Annotated in this window: 15 protein-coding genes and 1 riboswitch; of the genes, 3 read left to right on the top strand and 12 right to left on the bottom strand. The window is 31.4% G+C overall.

What is annotated here, in order from left to right; translation table 11 throughout:
* Positions 1-162: 162 nt before the first annotated feature.
* Together rpsA and cmk are read right to left on the bottom strand one after the other, a co-directional pair.
* Positions 163-1,341, bottom strand: coding sequence for a 30S ribosomal protein S1 (gene rpsA / locus Q4528_RS04860; RefSeq protein ID WP_029055324.1), 1,179 nt, complete (start codon positions 1,339-1,341; stop codon positions 163-165).
* A gap of 269 nt (positions 1,342-1,610) precedes the next feature.
* Positions 1,611-2,270: a (d)CMP kinase gene (gene cmk, locus Q4528_RS04855; RefSeq protein ID WP_029055323.1), complete on the bottom strand. Its 660-nt coding sequence runs from the start codon at positions 2,268-2,270 to the stop codon at positions 1,611-1,613.
* 76 nt (positions 2,271-2,346) lie between these two features.
* Between cmk and Q4528_RS04850 the strand changes: the two genes are divergently transcribed.
* On the top strand, positions 2,347-3,321 hold the full coding sequence (locus Q4528_RS04850; RefSeq protein ID WP_046466702.1) for an asparaginase: 975 nt from the start codon (positions 2,347-2,349) through the stop codon (positions 3,319-3,321).
* A 54-nt stretch (positions 3,322-3,375) separates the two neighbouring features.
* On the opposite strand, the gene ypdA is transcribed toward Q4528_RS04850, so the two are convergent.
* From ypdA to Q4528_RS04830, 4 genes are all read right to left on the bottom strand, one after another.
* Positions 3,376-4,362, bottom strand: a complete 987-nt coding sequence (ypdA, locus tag Q4528_RS04845) for a bacillithiol disulfide reductase YpdA (protein WP_029055321.1) — start codon at positions 4,360-4,362, stop codon at positions 3,376-3,378.
* 194 nt (positions 4,363-4,556) lie between these two features.
* Positions 4,557-6,302: an elastin-binding protein EbpS gene (gene ebpS / locus Q4528_RS04840; RefSeq protein ID WP_046466703.1), complete on the bottom strand. Its 1,746-nt coding sequence runs from the start codon at positions 6,300-6,302 to the stop codon at positions 4,557-4,559.
* Positions 6,303-6,455: 153 nt separating this feature from the next.
* Positions 6,456-7,835, bottom strand: a complete 1,380-nt coding sequence (locus Q4528_RS04835) for a RecQ family ATP-dependent DNA helicase (RefSeq protein WP_046466704.1) — start codon at positions 7,833-7,835, stop codon at positions 6,456-6,458.
* Positions 7,816-8,784 carry a YpbB family protein gene (locus Q4528_RS04830; RefSeq protein ID WP_303520728.1) on the bottom strand — a complete coding sequence of 323 codons (969 nt, stop codon included), beginning with the start codon at positions 8,782-8,784 and terminating at the stop codon, positions 7,816-7,818. Before Q4528_RS04830 ends, Q4528_RS04835 begins: the two co-directional genes overlap by 20 nt.
* A gap of 111 nt (positions 8,785-8,895) precedes the next feature.
* Between Q4528_RS04830 and Q4528_RS04825 the strand changes: the two genes are divergently transcribed.
* Positions 8,896-9,144, top strand: a complete 249-nt coding sequence (locus Q4528_RS04825) for a ferredoxin (RefSeq protein WP_017637952.1) — start codon at positions 8,896-8,898, stop codon at positions 9,142-9,144.
* Positions 9,145-9,368: 224 nt separating this feature from the next.
* On the opposite strand, the gene Q4528_RS04820 is transcribed toward Q4528_RS04825, so the two are convergent.
* The 6 genes from Q4528_RS04820 to Q4528_RS04795 all read right to left on the bottom strand — a co-directional run bounded on the left by Q4528_RS04820 (position 9,369) and on the right by Q4528_RS04795 (position 14,961).
* Positions 9,369-9,917 (bottom strand): ECF transporter S component, encoded by a 549-nt coding sequence (locus Q4528_RS04820; RefSeq protein WP_017637951.1) that lies wholly within the window; start codon positions 9,915-9,917, stop codon positions 9,369-9,371.
* A 61-nt stretch (positions 9,918-9,978) separates the two neighbouring features.
* Positions 9,979-10,128, bottom strand: a riboswitch (FMN riboswitch).
* A gap of 239 nt (positions 10,129-10,367) precedes the next feature.
* On the bottom strand, positions 10,368-12,128 hold the full coding sequence (locus Q4528_RS04815; protein ID WP_046466706.1) for an ATP-binding protein: 1,761 nt from the start codon (positions 12,126-12,128) through the stop codon (positions 10,368-10,370).
* Positions 12,112-12,837, bottom strand: coding sequence for a response regulator (locus tag Q4528_RS04810; RefSeq protein ID WP_017637949.1), 726 nt, complete (start codon positions 12,835-12,837; stop codon positions 12,112-12,114). The genes Q4528_RS04815 and Q4528_RS04810 overlap by 17 nt, the downstream gene beginning before the upstream one ends.
* A 124-nt stretch (positions 12,838-12,961) precedes the next feature.
* The gene (locus tag Q4528_RS04805) at positions 12,962-13,702 is read right to left on the bottom strand and encodes a pseudouridine synthase (protein ID WP_017637948.1); all 741 of its coding nucleotides are present in this window, start codon (positions 13,700-13,702) and stop codon (positions 12,962-12,964) included.
* Complete coding sequence (gene scpB, locus Q4528_RS04800; RefSeq protein ID WP_070453817.1) at positions 13,695-14,237, bottom strand: SMC-Scp complex subunit ScpB; 543 nt, start codon at positions 14,235-14,237, stop codon at positions 13,695-13,697. The genes Q4528_RS04805 and scpB overlap by 8 nt, the downstream gene beginning before the upstream one ends.
* The gene (locus tag Q4528_RS04795) at positions 14,230-14,961 is read right to left on the bottom strand and encodes a segregation and condensation protein A (protein ID WP_017637946.1); all 732 of its coding nucleotides are present in this window, start codon (positions 14,959-14,961) and stop codon (positions 14,230-14,232) included. The genes scpB and Q4528_RS04795 overlap by 8 nt, the downstream gene beginning before the upstream one ends.
* Before the next feature lie 92 nt (positions 14,962-15,053).
* Here Q4528_RS04795 and Q4528_RS04790 point away from each other — a divergent pair, with 92 nt between their 5' ends.
* Positions 15,054-15,590 (top strand): DUF309 domain-containing protein, encoded by a 537-nt coding sequence (locus tag Q4528_RS04790; protein WP_046466708.1) that lies wholly within the window; start codon positions 15,054-15,056, stop codon positions 15,588-15,590.
* Positions 15,591-15,617 lie beyond the last annotated feature (27 nt).

Raw genomic sequence — 15,617 nt, 5'->3', positions numbered from 1 at the left:
CTCTCTTTCTTAATCTCTATAATTTTATCACATGCAAGCACTGATTCAAAATACGTTTGTAACAAACGACTAAATATATTAAATAATACTTGAGAAGATGTAAAAAAACACTCCAATTAAAGAGATAACTCTAATTGGAGTGTAAATATAATTTATCGTTTATTAAAATTTAAGATCTTTAAACTTATCACCAAAGACATCACCTAAAGTAGGGTTATCTTCTTCAGTATCTTTATTTAAATAAGATTGTGTTGTAGAAGCATCGCTTTCAACTACATCCTCGTTTGGTAAAGTAGCTTTGATAGATAATGATACACGTTCATTGTCTTCATCAATACCTAAGATTTTAACACTAACTTGTTGACCTGGTTCTAATACTTCACCTGGTGTACCAATGTGCTTATGATCAATTTCTGAGATATGAACTAAGCCTTGTACTCCAGGAGCAATTTCAACGAATGCACCGAAGTTAGCTAATCTTACAACTGTACCTTCGATAACGTCATTTTCGTGGAATTGACCTTTAATTTGTTCGAATGGTGTTGGTAAAGTATCTTTGATTGATAATGAAATACGTTCAGTATCTTTATCAACTGATTTTACTTTTACTTTCACTTTTTCGCCAACTGAAACAACCTCTTCTGGAGATTGAACATGTTGATGTGATAATTCAGAAACGTGAACTAATCCATCTACACCACCAATATCAACAAAAGCACCAAAGTTTGTTAAGCGAGCAACTGTACCTTCAATCACGTCTCCATCATTAAGTGATTCTAATAATGATGCTTTTTTAACGTCATTTTCAGCTTGTTCAACAGCTTTACGGCTTAAGATTACACGGTTATTTTCAGGATCTAATTCTTCAACTTTAATTTTGATTGTTTGTCCTTCAAAGTCAGAGAAATCTTCGATAAAGTCTGTTGAAATTAATGAAGCAGGTACGAAACCACGTTGTCCTACATCGACAACTAATCCACCTTTCACAACTTCTGTTACTTTAGCTTCAATTATTTCATTGTTATCAAGTTTTTCTTGTAAATAGTCATATGATTTTTCAGTTTCAAGTTGTCTTTTAGATAAAATATATGCACCTGAATCATTTTCTTCATCAAATTCAATTTTCGTTACATAGGCTTCTATTTCATCGCCTTCTTTAACTACTTCATTAGGTTTTTCAATATGATGTGTGGATAATTGGCTAATAGGGATTATACCATTGTATTTTCCACCATTAATATGCACAACTACTTGTTTATCTTCAACCTGTTGTACTTCTCCAGTGACTTTGTCACCTTCTTTAATATCTTTAATCATTGATTCGTTGAATTCTTCAGTCATCTTGTCTGCCTCCTTATACACTACATAAGTATAACATCTTACAAACTGACTGAATTGTCAAGAAATTCCCCTTTTACACTTTAAGAAACTTTATGTTGATTTCGTAGATGCAATTAAAAAGTGAATTTTTTAAATAAATTTCAATTTAAAGTTGAAGATGTATATTTATAGTGTTTATTAATATTAAGATTCAATCTAATTCTATTATAAGGGATAATAAAAGCTATATAAACGTTTCTGCTTATAACGATTACATAGCTTTTAGTTAATTATTTAATTTGATCCACCATTTTTAAAATTTCGTTAGTTACTGTTTCAATAGATTTACCTGTTGTATCTAATGTAACGGCATCATCAGCTTTTCTTAGTGGTGAAATCTCTCTATTCATGTCATAGTTATCTCGTTGTTCAATTTCAGTTTTTAATTTTTCCAAGTTTGATTCGATGCCACGTAATTCATTTTCTTTTTGACGACGTTCAGCGCGTTCCTCAACAGAAGCAATCATATATACTTTTAGTTCGGCATTGGGAAGTACAACTGTACCGATATCTCTTCCATCCATAACAATACCTTTTTTAGCAGCTAAGTCTTTTTGCTTTTTAACTGCAAATGATCTAACTGGTTCTTTTGAAGCGACATATGAAACGTTGTTAGTAACATCATTTTCTCTTAAATAATCTGTTACATCTTCATTATCAAGCATCACACGTTGGCCTTTTGTTTCGTCATAAGTTAATTCTAATGTTGTATTTTTAATCAGTGCTTCAAAATCTTCTGTTTGGTTTGTACGTATGTATTTGTATGTAATTGCTCTATACATAGCACCAGTATCTACATAAATCATAGAAAGCTTACTAGCAACTTGTTTAGCAATTGTACTTTTACCTGCAGCTGCAGGACCATCTAAAGCAATATTAATTAAACTCATTATCGAAATACCTACCTTGTTGTTTGATGAATAATATTTTATCATAAATATGTATTTTATTAATAGGAGGAAAAGTATGAAACGTCTACTTGTTATTCATACCGGTGGCACAATCAGCATGTCACAGGATAGTTCTAATAGAGTTATTACAAATAAAGAAAATCCAATTTCACAACATCAAGATATCATTAAACAATATGCACAAGTAGATGAGATTCATCCTATGAATGTACCATCTCCACATATGTCTATACAACATGTGAAGCAATTAAGAGATATCATTGTAGAAGCTCATCATGATAAAGACAATTCATATGACGGATTTGTCATTACTCATGGAACAGATACTCTTGAAGAAACTGCATACCTTTTAGATTTATTATTAGATATAGAGGAACCAGTTGTCATTACAGGTGCTATGAGATCTTCCAATGAAATAGGTTCTGATGGTCTATACAATTTTATTTCAGCGATTAGAGTGGCCTCTTCTGCAAAATCTCGTCGTATGAGTGTTATGGTCGTATTTAACGATGAAATACATACAGCACGCAATGTGACTAAGACACATACATCTAATACAAATACATTCCAAAGCCCTAACCATGGCCCATTAGGTGTACTAACAAAAGATAATGTACAATATCACCATCATCCTTTAAGTCATACAAGTTATCATAATATAAATCCTGGCTTAAATGTCCCACTCGTTAAATCATACATGGATATGCCAAGTGATATATTTAAATTTTATGCAACACAAGAAATCGATGGTTTAGTAATCGAAGCTATGGGACAAGGTAATCTTCCACCTACTTGTTTAGATGGACTAAATGCCTGCATAGATAAGAATATTCCTATCGTCATGGTATCTCGCTCATTTAATGGCATTGTAAGTCCAGTTTATGCCTATGAAGGTGGCGGGTATCAACTTGCTGACAAAGGGTTAATATTTTCTAATGGGTTGAATGGACCTAAAGCACGGTTGAAATTATTAGTGAGTTTAAGTAATGAACTTGAACGACACGATATTAGACAATATTTTGAAGAGTAAAATAAAAAATAATGGCGTAGAATTGATTTGATACTATCAATCTACGCCATTTATTTATGATTCTAAAGGTGTTTGCTTTTTAGCAAGAATACTTTGTGTTATTAAACCACCATGATATTTACCATTTTCTATAAAGATAGTATTGGCATCGTTGCCTGCTGCAATTACTCCGGCAATATAACAGTTTTCAACATTTGTTTCGTATGTTTCGCGGTTATATACGGGTGCAGTGCCGAATTCATTCGTATTAATATCTATTCCGATAGATTTTAAGAATTCATAGTCAGGGTGATAACCTATCATAGCAAATACATAATCATTAGGTATTTCAATAGTGTTACCATCTTTTTCGTAAACTACTTTATCCTCTGTAATTTGAGTTACATTGGCATTAAATTCCATTGTAATTTTTTCATGATTGACTAGTGATTCAAAATTAGGAAGAATCCACGGTTTAATTGCTTTAGGATAACGATCTCCACGATAAATTACTGTGACATTTGCGCCAGCTTTTTCTAATTCTAAGGCGGCATCTACAGCAGAATTTTTACCACCTATGATGACTACATTTTGATCGAAATAAGGGTGTGCTTCTTTAAAATAATGACTTACTTTTGGTAAATCAGCACCTTCAACCTCTAATGTATTATGCTGACCGTAATATCCTGTCGCTACAGTTAAAAATTTACATTCGTAAACATCTTTAGTAGTTGTAATTGTAAATCGGTTATTCATCTTTTTAACAGTTAATACTTCTTCAAATGGATTGATATTTAATTGATGATGTTTAACTACTTCACGATAGTATACTAATGCTTGGTTTCTATGTGGTTTACTTTGTTCAACGATGAATGGTACATCGCCAATTGATAATTTATCGCTTGAAGAAAAGAATGTTTGATGTGTTGGATAATTGTAAATAGCTTCAACAACATTACCTTTTTCAATAACTAATGTTTCAATACCTTTTTTCTTTTGTTCAATGGCTGCACTTAAGCCACAAGGTCCACCACCAATGATGATACTTTCTATTTTTTGCATGTCATACGGCCTCCTTTAATCACCAAACTATTATATCAGTTATGATCTATTTACGCGAAGTCCTTGATTAAGAAAAATTTATAATTTTAGTGACGTTTTAAGAAATGGAAAATAAATGATTTTGGATAAATAAAAAAAAACTGTGAGCAATGATTTAACATTACTCACAGTCTATAAATGGTTATAAATAAAACCTATGGTATTACTAATGTTTGACCATCATGGATATCATTACCACTTATACCATTTGCTTGTCTAATTTTTTGAACATTGGCTGGTGAACCACTGCCATAATATTGAATTGCAATTCTGTATAAGTTTTCTTTACCATTAACAGTATGTGTTTGTTTACCTTGTTGGCTATTACTGCTTTGACTATTATTTGATTGTTGACCGTTTTGTTGAGAATTTTGACTTTGGCCATTTTGGTTATTGCTGCTATTTTGACTATTTGTAGCTTGAGAATTAGCACTATTACTATCATCATTTGAGCTATTACTACTTGAGCCATTGTCGTCTGAATCTGAATCAGATGATGAATTACTATTTGAAGAATCATTTGATGTTGCTTTATCTTTATCAGAATCACTTGATTTATCTTTGTCTTTAGAGCTATCTTTATCTTTTTTGCTATCTTTGTCTTTGCTTGTATCATTATTTTTCATGCCGTCTTTGCTGTCTTCATTAGCTACTTTATTATCATTATTTCCACTATTGTTGTGGTTATTTAAAGCCATACCAGCAAAAATAGCTATAGCACCTAAAATTAATACAGCAGCGATAATTGGTAAGATGATCTTCATGAAGCCGCCCTTTTTCTTACCATGATTATTATCATCATGGTCATGATCATCATTATGATTGTTATCATGGTCATGATCTTTTGCTTCATTTTTATCATGATGATGTTTAGCTAACCCAGCGGCACCTGCAGCCCCAGCAGCACCTGCTCCTACTGCAGCCGCTTTTTTACCTTTGCCTGATTTTTCGTTATCTTTTTTAGTTTCGTTGTTATCATCTTTATGATCGTGTTTGTCATCATGCTTATCATCGTGTTTTGAATCATGTTTGTCAGCATGCTTATCATTTTTATCGTGATGATGTTTAGCTAATCCGGCTGCACCTGCAGCTCCAGCAACTCCTGCGCCTGTAGCGGCAGCTTTTTTACCTTTGTTATCTTTCTTATCTTGACGGTCAGCATCTTCATGACGAGTATCTTCATCTTTGTGACCACGTTGATCATTGTCATGATCTTTTAAGTTATCGTCATGTTGTTTATCATTTGTTGTATCATGGCTATCACTATTTAGATGCTTATCATCGTGTTTTGAATCGTGTTTGTCAGCATGCTTATCATTTTTATCGTGATGATGTTTAGCTAGTCCGGCAGCACCTGCAGCGCCAGCAACCCCAACGCCTGTTGCAGCTGCTTTTTTACCTTTATTATCTTTTTTATCTTGATGGTCAACATCTTCATGACGAGTATCTTCATCTTTATGACTACGTTTTAATGTTTCTTCTTGTCGTGAGTCTTTGTCAGATTCGTGGTTTGAAGTATTGTCATGTGTTGTTTCTTGTCTGTGATCATTATTTACTGTTTGATGCTCTTGTGATTTGCTTGAAACATCCTTAGATGAAGCATCATAGTTTTTGTTGTCTCCGTTATGTAATGATGTATCATCGAATCTATCATCTAATGAGCCATCTTGGTTAGAACTAGTTTGTGATTCAGATTGACGATTATTATTTGTAGCGACATCTCTACGACGTTTACGTCTCTGCGCATTTCTTGGTGGGAATTGTTGATTCGCTTTTTCTTCTACTTTGTCTGTAGGTTTGTCTTCATGATGTTCGTTTGAAGATGTCTGTTCTTTATGATCTTCTGAGTCTATAGATTGACGATTCTTTTCAAAATCATCTTTGAAGTTATTATTAGACACATTCATCATCCTCTCTATTTTAATTTTGTTTTGATACATAAACTATACCCACAAAATAAATGATTATGTATGTTAATCAAGAATTTTTAAAGGTATTAAAGAATTGTTCATAGATTAATTATAGCTTGAATATTTCGTTAAGCAAAATGAAATCTATAGCTCTAATAAATTTTGAAGCTTTTCTTTATAATTTAGCTTACGTTTTACCTTTTTACGGTTAATGACTTTAATTTCAGATAGTTCTGTATCATTATCACAACATTGATTTGGGATTTCTGGTTGTTCATTAAAAAATTCTAATAAATATTTACGACGACATTGATCTAATTGTTTATAACCTAACATTCTACTATATCCTAATTTCTTTCGTTTATAAGATTGATCAAAAATATAATGAAGTTTAGCAATAGTATATTGATTGTACAATATGGACAAAATAGTTTCTTTCTCCGGAGGTATAAATTGACCTAGTTCAAATTGATTAATATCTTCGGGCGTAATTCTATCTGCAAATAAAATAGTTTCTAATATATATGCATCGTCAGGTTGATATAGACTTATAGCTTGGCTTTGACGACCATCTCGACCCGCTCGTCCAATTTCTTGTAGATAATTAGATGGACTTGAAGATAAATGGAAATGTATCACTGTTCTTATGTCTTTTTTATTTATACCCATGCCAAATGCGCTTGTTGCGACAATAACGGGTATATCATTATTTAAAAATTGTTGTTGAACAGTATGTCTCTCTTGATAACTTAAATCTCCATGATAAATACCAGTTAAAAAACCAGAATCATATATTAGATTAGCTAAAGTTAAGCACATTTTTTTAGATGACACATATATGATTGTGGGTCCGGTAGACGTAAGTTGTGGTAAAAGCCAATTTATTTTTTCTTCGTCAGATGCAAAATTCATATGTCTTAAAGAGATGTTTAGACGATTCATACTTGTTTTAACTGTATGAAGATTAACATGTAATATCTCTTTTAAATCATTTTCTAAATGTGGTGGTGCTGTGGCTGTTAAAGCTAGAATTGTTGATGATTTAAAATGAGAAGTGATTTTTCCAATTAGAGCATAATGTGGTCTGAAATCATAGCCCCACTCTGATAAACAATGGGCTTCATCGAGAACGATTAAACCAAAATCAATATTTGCAATCAGTTTGAAGTTTTGAGGTTGTAAAATAAATTCCGGACTAAGGTATATAAATTTACTTTGATTAATCTTTTTAAAATTTTGTCGTTTTTCATTTTCATCCATACCTGAGTGTATACAACTAACGGCATGTTCTCCATTTAATTTCATTTGCATAACTTGATCATCCATTAATGAAATTAGAGGTGAAATAACAAGTGTAGGTTTTTCTAAAATATATGTAGGTAGTTGATAACACAAGCTTTTACCGCTGCCTGTTGGCAATATGCCAAGTGTATGTTGTTGATTTATAACACTGGTTATTATTTCTTCTTGTCCGGGTTTAAATGAATCAAATCCAAACCATTGTTTAAGTTTCTCTTGTAGCAACTATGTCACCTCTTTCTATACCAACAATCATCAATTTTATTTGAAAGTATGATAGTTTAGAGAATTGTTGTTTATATTCTCGAAGTTTCAATCCTAAATTTGAGCTATAGTAATTTATAAAAATGTCTTTTTCCGATAAATCAATAAATGTTTCATAATCGTGCATATATCCTTTTATAAATAATTCTAATAAGTGGTCTTCTATAGTGTTAATTTTAACGTTTTGAATAGTTGCAATTTCTTGGGGTGATTGACCTTGTTGTAGTTGTCTGTATGTCATTTTTGTTTTATTTAGTAATGTGGGTAAAATAATTGTCTGATGTAGTATAGGATAGTCGTTATTATTTTCGAGTTCATACATCAGGTCTACTAATTGATTCATTTCCAATTCAAATAATTCTTCTTGGCTTATGGATTCTATTAAACTTACTTGTTGTCTAGTATACATAGGCTCTTCATAGCCTTGTAAATAATAATGCAAATAAATATGTTCATTTTTACTTGCTAATTTATCAAATAGTTGATGAATTTCATTATAAACTTGTGTTTCTAGCTGCTGTTCTCTGATTAGTTTGTATATATCTTTAACACGTTGTTGTATGTATGTTTGTTGAGCAATAGGGACGAATTTATATGCTTGATGTTGACTTTGGGAAACTGTTTGAATCAGTAGCTGTATACAATTAAATGTCTTAATAAGACTGTCATAAGTAAATCTAGGATGTATTTTAATTTCGTATAAAGCATCATAATTATCTAATTCGTTTAAATATCGCTCAAAAGACGGATATTTTAATCGTGGTAAACTATGATATAATGACAAAAGTTGTTGACTACAAGCGTCGAAAAATGTTTGATGAGATTTCTTTCCCATCAAAATATTATATACACTTTTATTTGTTTTGTAGTTGAATGCATGTTGATAAGCATGTTTGATAATTTGATACAAAATGAACCCTCACTCTATAAAACGAATATATTGAAAATTAGACTATCGATGTCTACAATAGTAGTATTGTATTTACTAGTGTAGCATTTTTTTCAAAGGAGGCGAATGAAATTGGCTAAATATACAATCGTTGATATGGATACTTGTATTGCATGTGGTGCATGTGGTGCAGCAGCTCCAGATATCTATGATTATGATGACGAAGGTATAGCATACGTAATCCTTGATGATAACCAAGGTACTGCAGAAGTGCCTGAAGAGTTATATGAAGATATGGAAGATGCACTAGAAGGTTGTCCTACTGACTCTATTAAAATTGAAGAAGAGCCGTTCGATGGTGACGCGCTTAAATTTGAATAATAAATATTTAAATCTCCCTATCACAATCACATTTTGTGAAGGGAGATTTTTTAGATCGTCGACAAAGTTATTGACTTTGCAGGCAGCTTTATATGTACATATTTTTCCAAGGTACAGTTTCAGTCTATAATTCTATACAGATAAATCTGTAAGAATTTATTTAGTCTTCAACTAGTACTGTTCCTTTGGGAGTCAGCACATTAATACTGCCCTATATTTTTATATTATAAATGTATATTATTTTTAACTCTGTTATATATGAAGAAGAATATCAGTGAGATAACAATTCCTTTAATAATATTGAAAGGAATAACACCAGATACGATAATTACTTTTAGGTTATGGACAATGTCTGTTAAGTTAAATATCATACCGTAAAGTGGTAGTAAAACGAAATAATTTAAGATACTTAACACGATTGTCATAACAATTGTACCGACAATAAGTCCCATTGTTAAAGATTGATTACTACGTTTATTTTTATAAATATAGTAAGCAGTTAATAGGAAACTTGTAATTGCAAGGAAGTTGGCAACTGGCCCAACTGGATCTCCCATGTTAAAGAAAAAGTTAAGTAAGTTCTTAATAAAAGCGACAATTATACCAGCTACTGGCCCTAATAAAAATGTAGCTAGCAATGTAGGTACATCACTAAAATCTAAAGTTAAGTATGGTGGTAAAAATGGCAATGGAAATTTAATGAAAGTTAATACAAATGCCACAGCACTTAACATACTTATTGTAATTAAACGTTTGTTTTGGTTTTGTTGCATATTAAATTTTCTCCTTTCATTCATCTTGCTAGAAAAGGAGGAAATTTGCACAACAAAAAACCTCCATCTTCTCCCATCCAGACTATACTGTCGGCTTCAGAATCTCACTGAATCAAGCAAAAAGAACGCATACATTTATACATTTGTTCTTCTAGCGTCGCAGGCTTTATTTACTGCCGGTTGGGAATTACACCCGACCCCGAAGATGAATTGAATATTATTTTTTTATTTAAATATATCATACATGATAACTTTGTAATGCACAATGCGTTTGCTCGTTAGAGTGTTGATATCATTCCTAATAGTGACACTAAATAAATTGATATGGATTTCTAATAGTTTGTATTAGTAATTTTAGTTGGAAATCCAAGTTATACATTTTTAATATCGCACTCAAAAAAGCACTAAGATGATTTCATGTTAATCACCTTAGTGCTTTTAGCTTGTTAATTATATTTTGGACTGATCAATTTTAGGTAATTTAATAATAAATGTAGTACCTTCTCCTAGTTGGCTTTCTACTTCTATAGAACCACCATGCTCCTCAATGATCATTTTACATATAAATAGTCCTAAACCAGTACCTTGTTTGCCTCTTTTTCTTGAGGCATCTACTTTATAAAAGCGGTCAAATACTTGTTGTAAATGTTCCGGAGCTATACCAGTACCTGTATCTTGAATGCGTAAAATATCTTGATTGTCATTTTCATCTGTAGTAACTGATATAGTGTCGCCAGGTTGAGTATATCTTGACGCATTATCTATCAAGTTAGTTAACACTTGATCCATTCTATCCATATCATAGCTCCATAAATTATCATTGTTCACATCGAAATACATGTTTAATTCTAAATCAGTAGCTTGTTGGCGGTATTTCATATTCATCTTATTTAATAAATCTGAAATAGGTTGTATTTCTTTTTCTACTGATAAGCCTTCTGCATCCATACGTGCAACATTTAATAATTCGTTTACTAATCGATTTAATCGTTTAGATTCATCTAGAACAATAGCTAAGGATTCATGAATCTCGTCAGGTTCTGTCACTATACCATCTACAATAGATTCAGTATATCCTTGTAATAGCGCTATTGGAGTACGTAATTCGTGAGATACATTAGCTATGAAATCTTTTTTCATTTGATCTAAATTATGTTCATTTGTCATATCACGAATAATCGCTACAATACCGCTTCTTCCATCATTTTGGATTCTATCAATATAGCTCATAATAACGACGTAGTATCTTGTATTAGCTTCCAATTCTTGGAATTGTGTTTCTTTTGTATTAAAGGTTTGTTCAATTTGTTGTTCTATTGATTCAACAGCACATTCATCTAAGTTATGGAAGACTTGGTCTGCCATTTTATTAGATATAATGATTTCTTTTTGCTCATTAATACCTATTACACCTTCAACCATTGAATTAATTAAACTATCACGTATATTCTTAGATGTTGATAATGCTTCAACATGCTCTTGAATTTCAAAACTCATGTTATTAAATGCACGAGACAATTCACCAATTTCGTCTTTTGTAGTAACAGATGTAATTTGTGAATAATCACCTTGCGATACTTTTTGAGCTTGATTTCTAAGTTGACGTAAAGGTTTTGTGATTCGTGATGATAAGAAAAATGCAAAAACAGTACTCACCGCTAAGAATATAATTGCTGTTATTAATATAATGATAGTAATCGCATTATTTGTATCCTCAATAGATTTTAAATCTTTAAAAATGAATACACCACTATAGTTTGAATCACTACCATCTTGAGCTTTCATTGGATAACCAACAAGTATATAAGGATGAGATTTACCCTTTTCATTAATAGTGACATTACGTGTTAATGATTCACCATGTTCAAATACATTATTAAATTCTTTATTACTTTTAATTTCTTTAAGCATGGATTGCTTTGATGATGACGTTGTTTGTTGATAGGCAGTGTTATTATTTTTCATAATAATTAAACCACCTGGATTATCTATTAGCGTTTGACTATTTTTAATGGCTATATTTTGATTTTGAGAGCTTTCTACTAAATGACTAATTCGTTTGGCGTCTTCTTTAATTGAGTCTTCAGCTTCTTGAGTATAATAATATTGAATAAACGTAATGAGCGCGGCACTTAATAAAATTAAAACTGTCGTTACTATAAAGATTATAGTTAACCACAGTTTTATTACTACACTATTTAGCCGGTTCATCGTTAGCATTTACCTCAAATTTGTAGCCGACTCCCCAAACCGTTTGTATCATATGAGCTGCGTCACTTGATACTTTGTTAAGTTTTTCTCTCAATCTTTTAACATGCGTATCTACTGTACGCAAATCGCCATAGAATTCATAATGCCAAACTTCTTTTAATAATTGTTCTCTTTCAAAAACTTTGTTAGGTGTTTTTGCTAAATAAATTAAAAGTTCGTATTCTTTTGGCGTTAAATTTACCTGTTCATTATCAGCTAATACTCTATGTGCATCGTTATCTATAATTAAATGATTAAATTCAATTACATCTCTTGCATGAGGTTCACTTTTCTCAGGTGTTGTTGATTGTGTTCTTCTTAATAACGCTTTGACTCTTAATACCACTTCTCTTGGTGAGAATGGTTTTACAATATAGTCGTCGGCACCTGACTCAAATCCTTCAACACGATTTGTTTCTTCACCTTTAGCAGTAAGCATTATGATAGGAGTATCTTTATGCTCACGTAATTGAGTGGCTACTTCGATACCGTCCAATTCCGGTAACATTAAATCTAGAAGAATGCACGCATAATCATTTTCCATTGCAAGTTGTAAAGCTTCTTTACCATTACTTGCTTCATGTGTTTCAAAAGATTCTCTTTCTAAATAAAGCTTTAGTAATCTTCTGATTCTGTCTTCGTCGTCAACGATAAGTATTTCATTCGTCATAATACTAATTTACCTCCCACACATGCTGTTCATTTCATTTGTTATTATAGCATATGAAATAATATTTAAGTTAGTATTTAAAATAACTTTGTGAAAAAAATCTCAAACATTAATTTCTACTATCTTATACATTACCATTTTCAGCTAAATGTCTAATAGTTTTAACTTCATGTGGTGTAAGTACTCGCCCTTCACCAGCATTTAACCCTTTTAAATCTAACGGTCCAAACTGGATACGAGTTAATTTACTAACTTGATGGCCGAAATGTTCAAACATACGACGTACTTGTCTATTTCTACCTTCACTTATTGTTATTTCCACTAATGTAGTATTCTTGTCTTTATCTTGATTTTTAACTTTAACTTGAGCTGGTTGTGTAAACCCATCTTCAAGTTCAATACCTTTTTCTAAAGCTTTCACTTCTTCACGCATCAAATAACCTTTAAGTTTAGCTACATATTTCTTTTTAATATGGTATCTAGGGTGTGTCATTAAATTAGTAAATTCACCATCATTAGTTAACAATAATACACCTGATGTATCGTAATCTAATCTACCAACTGGGTATATACGTGTTTCGATATCTTTAAAGTAATCAGTAACAACTTTACGACCACGATCGTCAGATACACTCGTAATAACTTGAGCTGGTTTATTAAATAAAATATAAAGTTTATCTTCTTGTTCTAATTTAATTCCTTCAACTTCTACAGTGTCAGAACTTGAAACTTTAGTTCCTAATTCAGTAACTACTTGACCGTTTACTTTAACCTTGCCATCTGTAATTAGTGTTTCTGCTTTACGGCGTGACGTATAACCACTACTTGCAATTCTTTTTTGTAATCTTTCTAATTCTTTACTCATTTGTATCTCCTTTTTGATTTACCAAGTTACTAAAGAATGCGTCCATTTCTTCGTCATCTTCTTGAGTGGTTGGTAAATCTTCTAATTTTTCTATACCAAATACATTTAAAAATAGATCTGTTGTAATTAATTGTTGACTACGTGAATTTTGGACTTCTTTTGCTTCAACTAGACCTCTTGCAATAAGTGTTTTAACAGCGCCGTCAGAATTGATACCTCTAATCATTTCAATATCGCTTCTAGTTAGTGGTTGATTATAAGCAATGATAGATAAAGTTTCCATCGCTGCTTGAGATAATTTCATTTTAGACTTCTGCTCTATGAGGGCTTCGATATAATTTGCCGCTTCTTTCTTAGTAGTAAGAACACAAGTTGTTCCAAATTGTTGAATGATGAGACCATTTGACTCATAAGTTTCGATTAACTTTTTTAATTCATCTTCATTTACTTCTAATATTTCGAGCAACTGTTTAACTTCTAGTCCTTCATCACCAGAGGTATATAACAAAGCTTCTAATATGCCGTGCTTATTCAACGCTGTAATTCACTCCTCTTAAAATGTTAATATCATCAAAATTATGGTGTTGTTCAATATTAATGATACCTGATTTAGACATTTCTAAAATTGCTAAAAAGTGTGTGACCACTTGTTCGATTGGTTCTGTAAATGTAAATAGACTAAAGAAATTAAATGATGCATTGTTCTTTAATCTATCAGTTACTTGATGTGTAGCTTGTTGAATTGTAAATGTTTCTTTTCTGATTTCTACTGAATGAGGTTTATTAATTTCAACACGATTTTTAACACGTTGATAAGCGACTATTAATTCGGTTAAGTCAATTGTATTAGATGGATCCCATGATTCATCTGTTTCCAAATGTGATAAATCAGTTGGATGTTTTGTATAATAATAATCACGTTCTGCTTTCATGTCATTTAGAATTTCAGTGTATTCTTTATAATTTTGGTATTCAATTAACCTACCTACTAAATCTTCACGAGGGTCTTCATCTAAGTCTAAATTTTCTTCTGATTGTGGTAATAATAATTTACTTTTTATCATTAATAATTCAGAAGCCATAACCAAGTATTCGCTAGCAACGTTAATTTCTAATTGATTCATAGCGTGAACATACTGCATGTATTGTTCTGTTAAAGATTTCATAGGTATATCATAAATATCTATTTCAAATTTTTGAATTAAATGTAATAACAAATCTAGAGGACCATTAAATGCGTCCAGTTTTACTTCATACATAGTATCTACCTCATATTGCAACTTATGTGCATATTTCACTAAAATATTATAGCATGAATTTATATAACTTTTAAAATTAAGGTGAAAATCAGATGGAACAAGCATTAATTCAGTTTTACTATCAGTTTCATAAAAATCAACATTATTTTTTATGCCATGATATTTTGGAAGAAGCGTGGAAAGAAAATAATGATTACAGTAAACAAGATGCTGTTGTGAGTTTAATCTTATGTGCGACAGCATGCTATCACTATAGAAGACGTAATTTCAAAGGCGCAATAAAATCTTTTAATAAAGCAAAGCAAGTGATTACTTATGCTTCACGAAAAGATCAAATGACACTTCATTTAGACATTGCCATGTATATTCAATTGCTTGAAATGCAAATAGATAGAGTTGAACAACAATTACCATTTATACCTATCCAGTTACCAATAAATATTCAAATGTTAAATCAATTAGAATTAACATTTCCAGATTATTACTTTATGTCCACACCTGTAAAAAATGAAAACATTGTTCATCATCATTTGTTGAGAGACCGTAGTGAAGTAGAATTAGCTAGACAAGCGGCATTAGAAGAAAGACATTATAAAATAAAAGATATTAATAATAAGAAAGACCAGTAATATAGGTGTATTTACCCTATTATTACT

Source organism: Staphylococcus pasteuri (genome assembly GCF_030547725.1).
Lineage (GTDB): Bacteria > Bacillota > Bacilli > Staphylococcales > Staphylococcaceae > Staphylococcus > Staphylococcus pasteuri.
The sequence above is the reverse complement of the archived record's forward strand: the minus strand, read 5'-3'. Positions and strand labels throughout refer to the sequence as shown.

Bases quoted from the DNA above. Each gene is read 5' to 3' on its own strand.
- rpsA (WP_029055324.1), bottom strand. From the start codon at position 1,341: ATGACTGAAGAATTCAACGAATCAATGATTAAAGATATTAAAGAAGGT.
- cmk (WP_029055323.1), bottom strand. From the start codon at position 2,270: ATGAGTTTAATTAATATTGCTTTAGATGGTCCTGCAGCTGCAGGTAAA.
- Q4528_RS04850 (WP_046466702.1), top strand. From the start codon at position 2,347: ATGAAACGTCTACTTGTTATTCATACCGGTGGCACAATCAGCATGTCA.
- ypdA (WP_029055321.1), bottom strand. From the start codon at position 4,362: ATGCAAAAAATAGAAAGTATCATCATTGGTGGTGGACCTTGTGGCTTA.
- Q4528_RS04820 (WP_017637951.1), bottom strand. From the start codon at position 9,917: ATGCAACAAAACCAAAACAAACGTTTAATTACAATAAGTATGTTAAGT.
- Q4528_RS04815 (WP_046466706.1), bottom strand. From the start codon at position 12,128: ATGAACCGGCTAAATAGTGTAGTAATAAAACTGTGGTTAACTATAATC.
- Q4528_RS04810 (WP_017637949.1), bottom strand. From the start codon at position 12,837: ATGACGAATGAAATACTTATCGTTGACGACGAAGACAGAATCAGAAGA.
- Q4528_RS04805 (WP_017637948.1), bottom strand. From the start codon at position 13,702: ATGAGTAAAGAATTAGAAAGATTACAAAAAAGAATTGCAAGTAGTGGT.
- Q4528_RS04795 (WP_017637946.1), bottom strand. From the start codon at position 14,961: ATGTATGAAGTAAAACTGGACGCATTTAATGGTCCTCTAGATTTGTTA.
- Q4528_RS04790 (WP_046466708.1), top strand. From the start codon at position 15,054: ATGGAACAAGCATTAATTCAGTTTTACTATCAGTTTCATAAAAATCAA.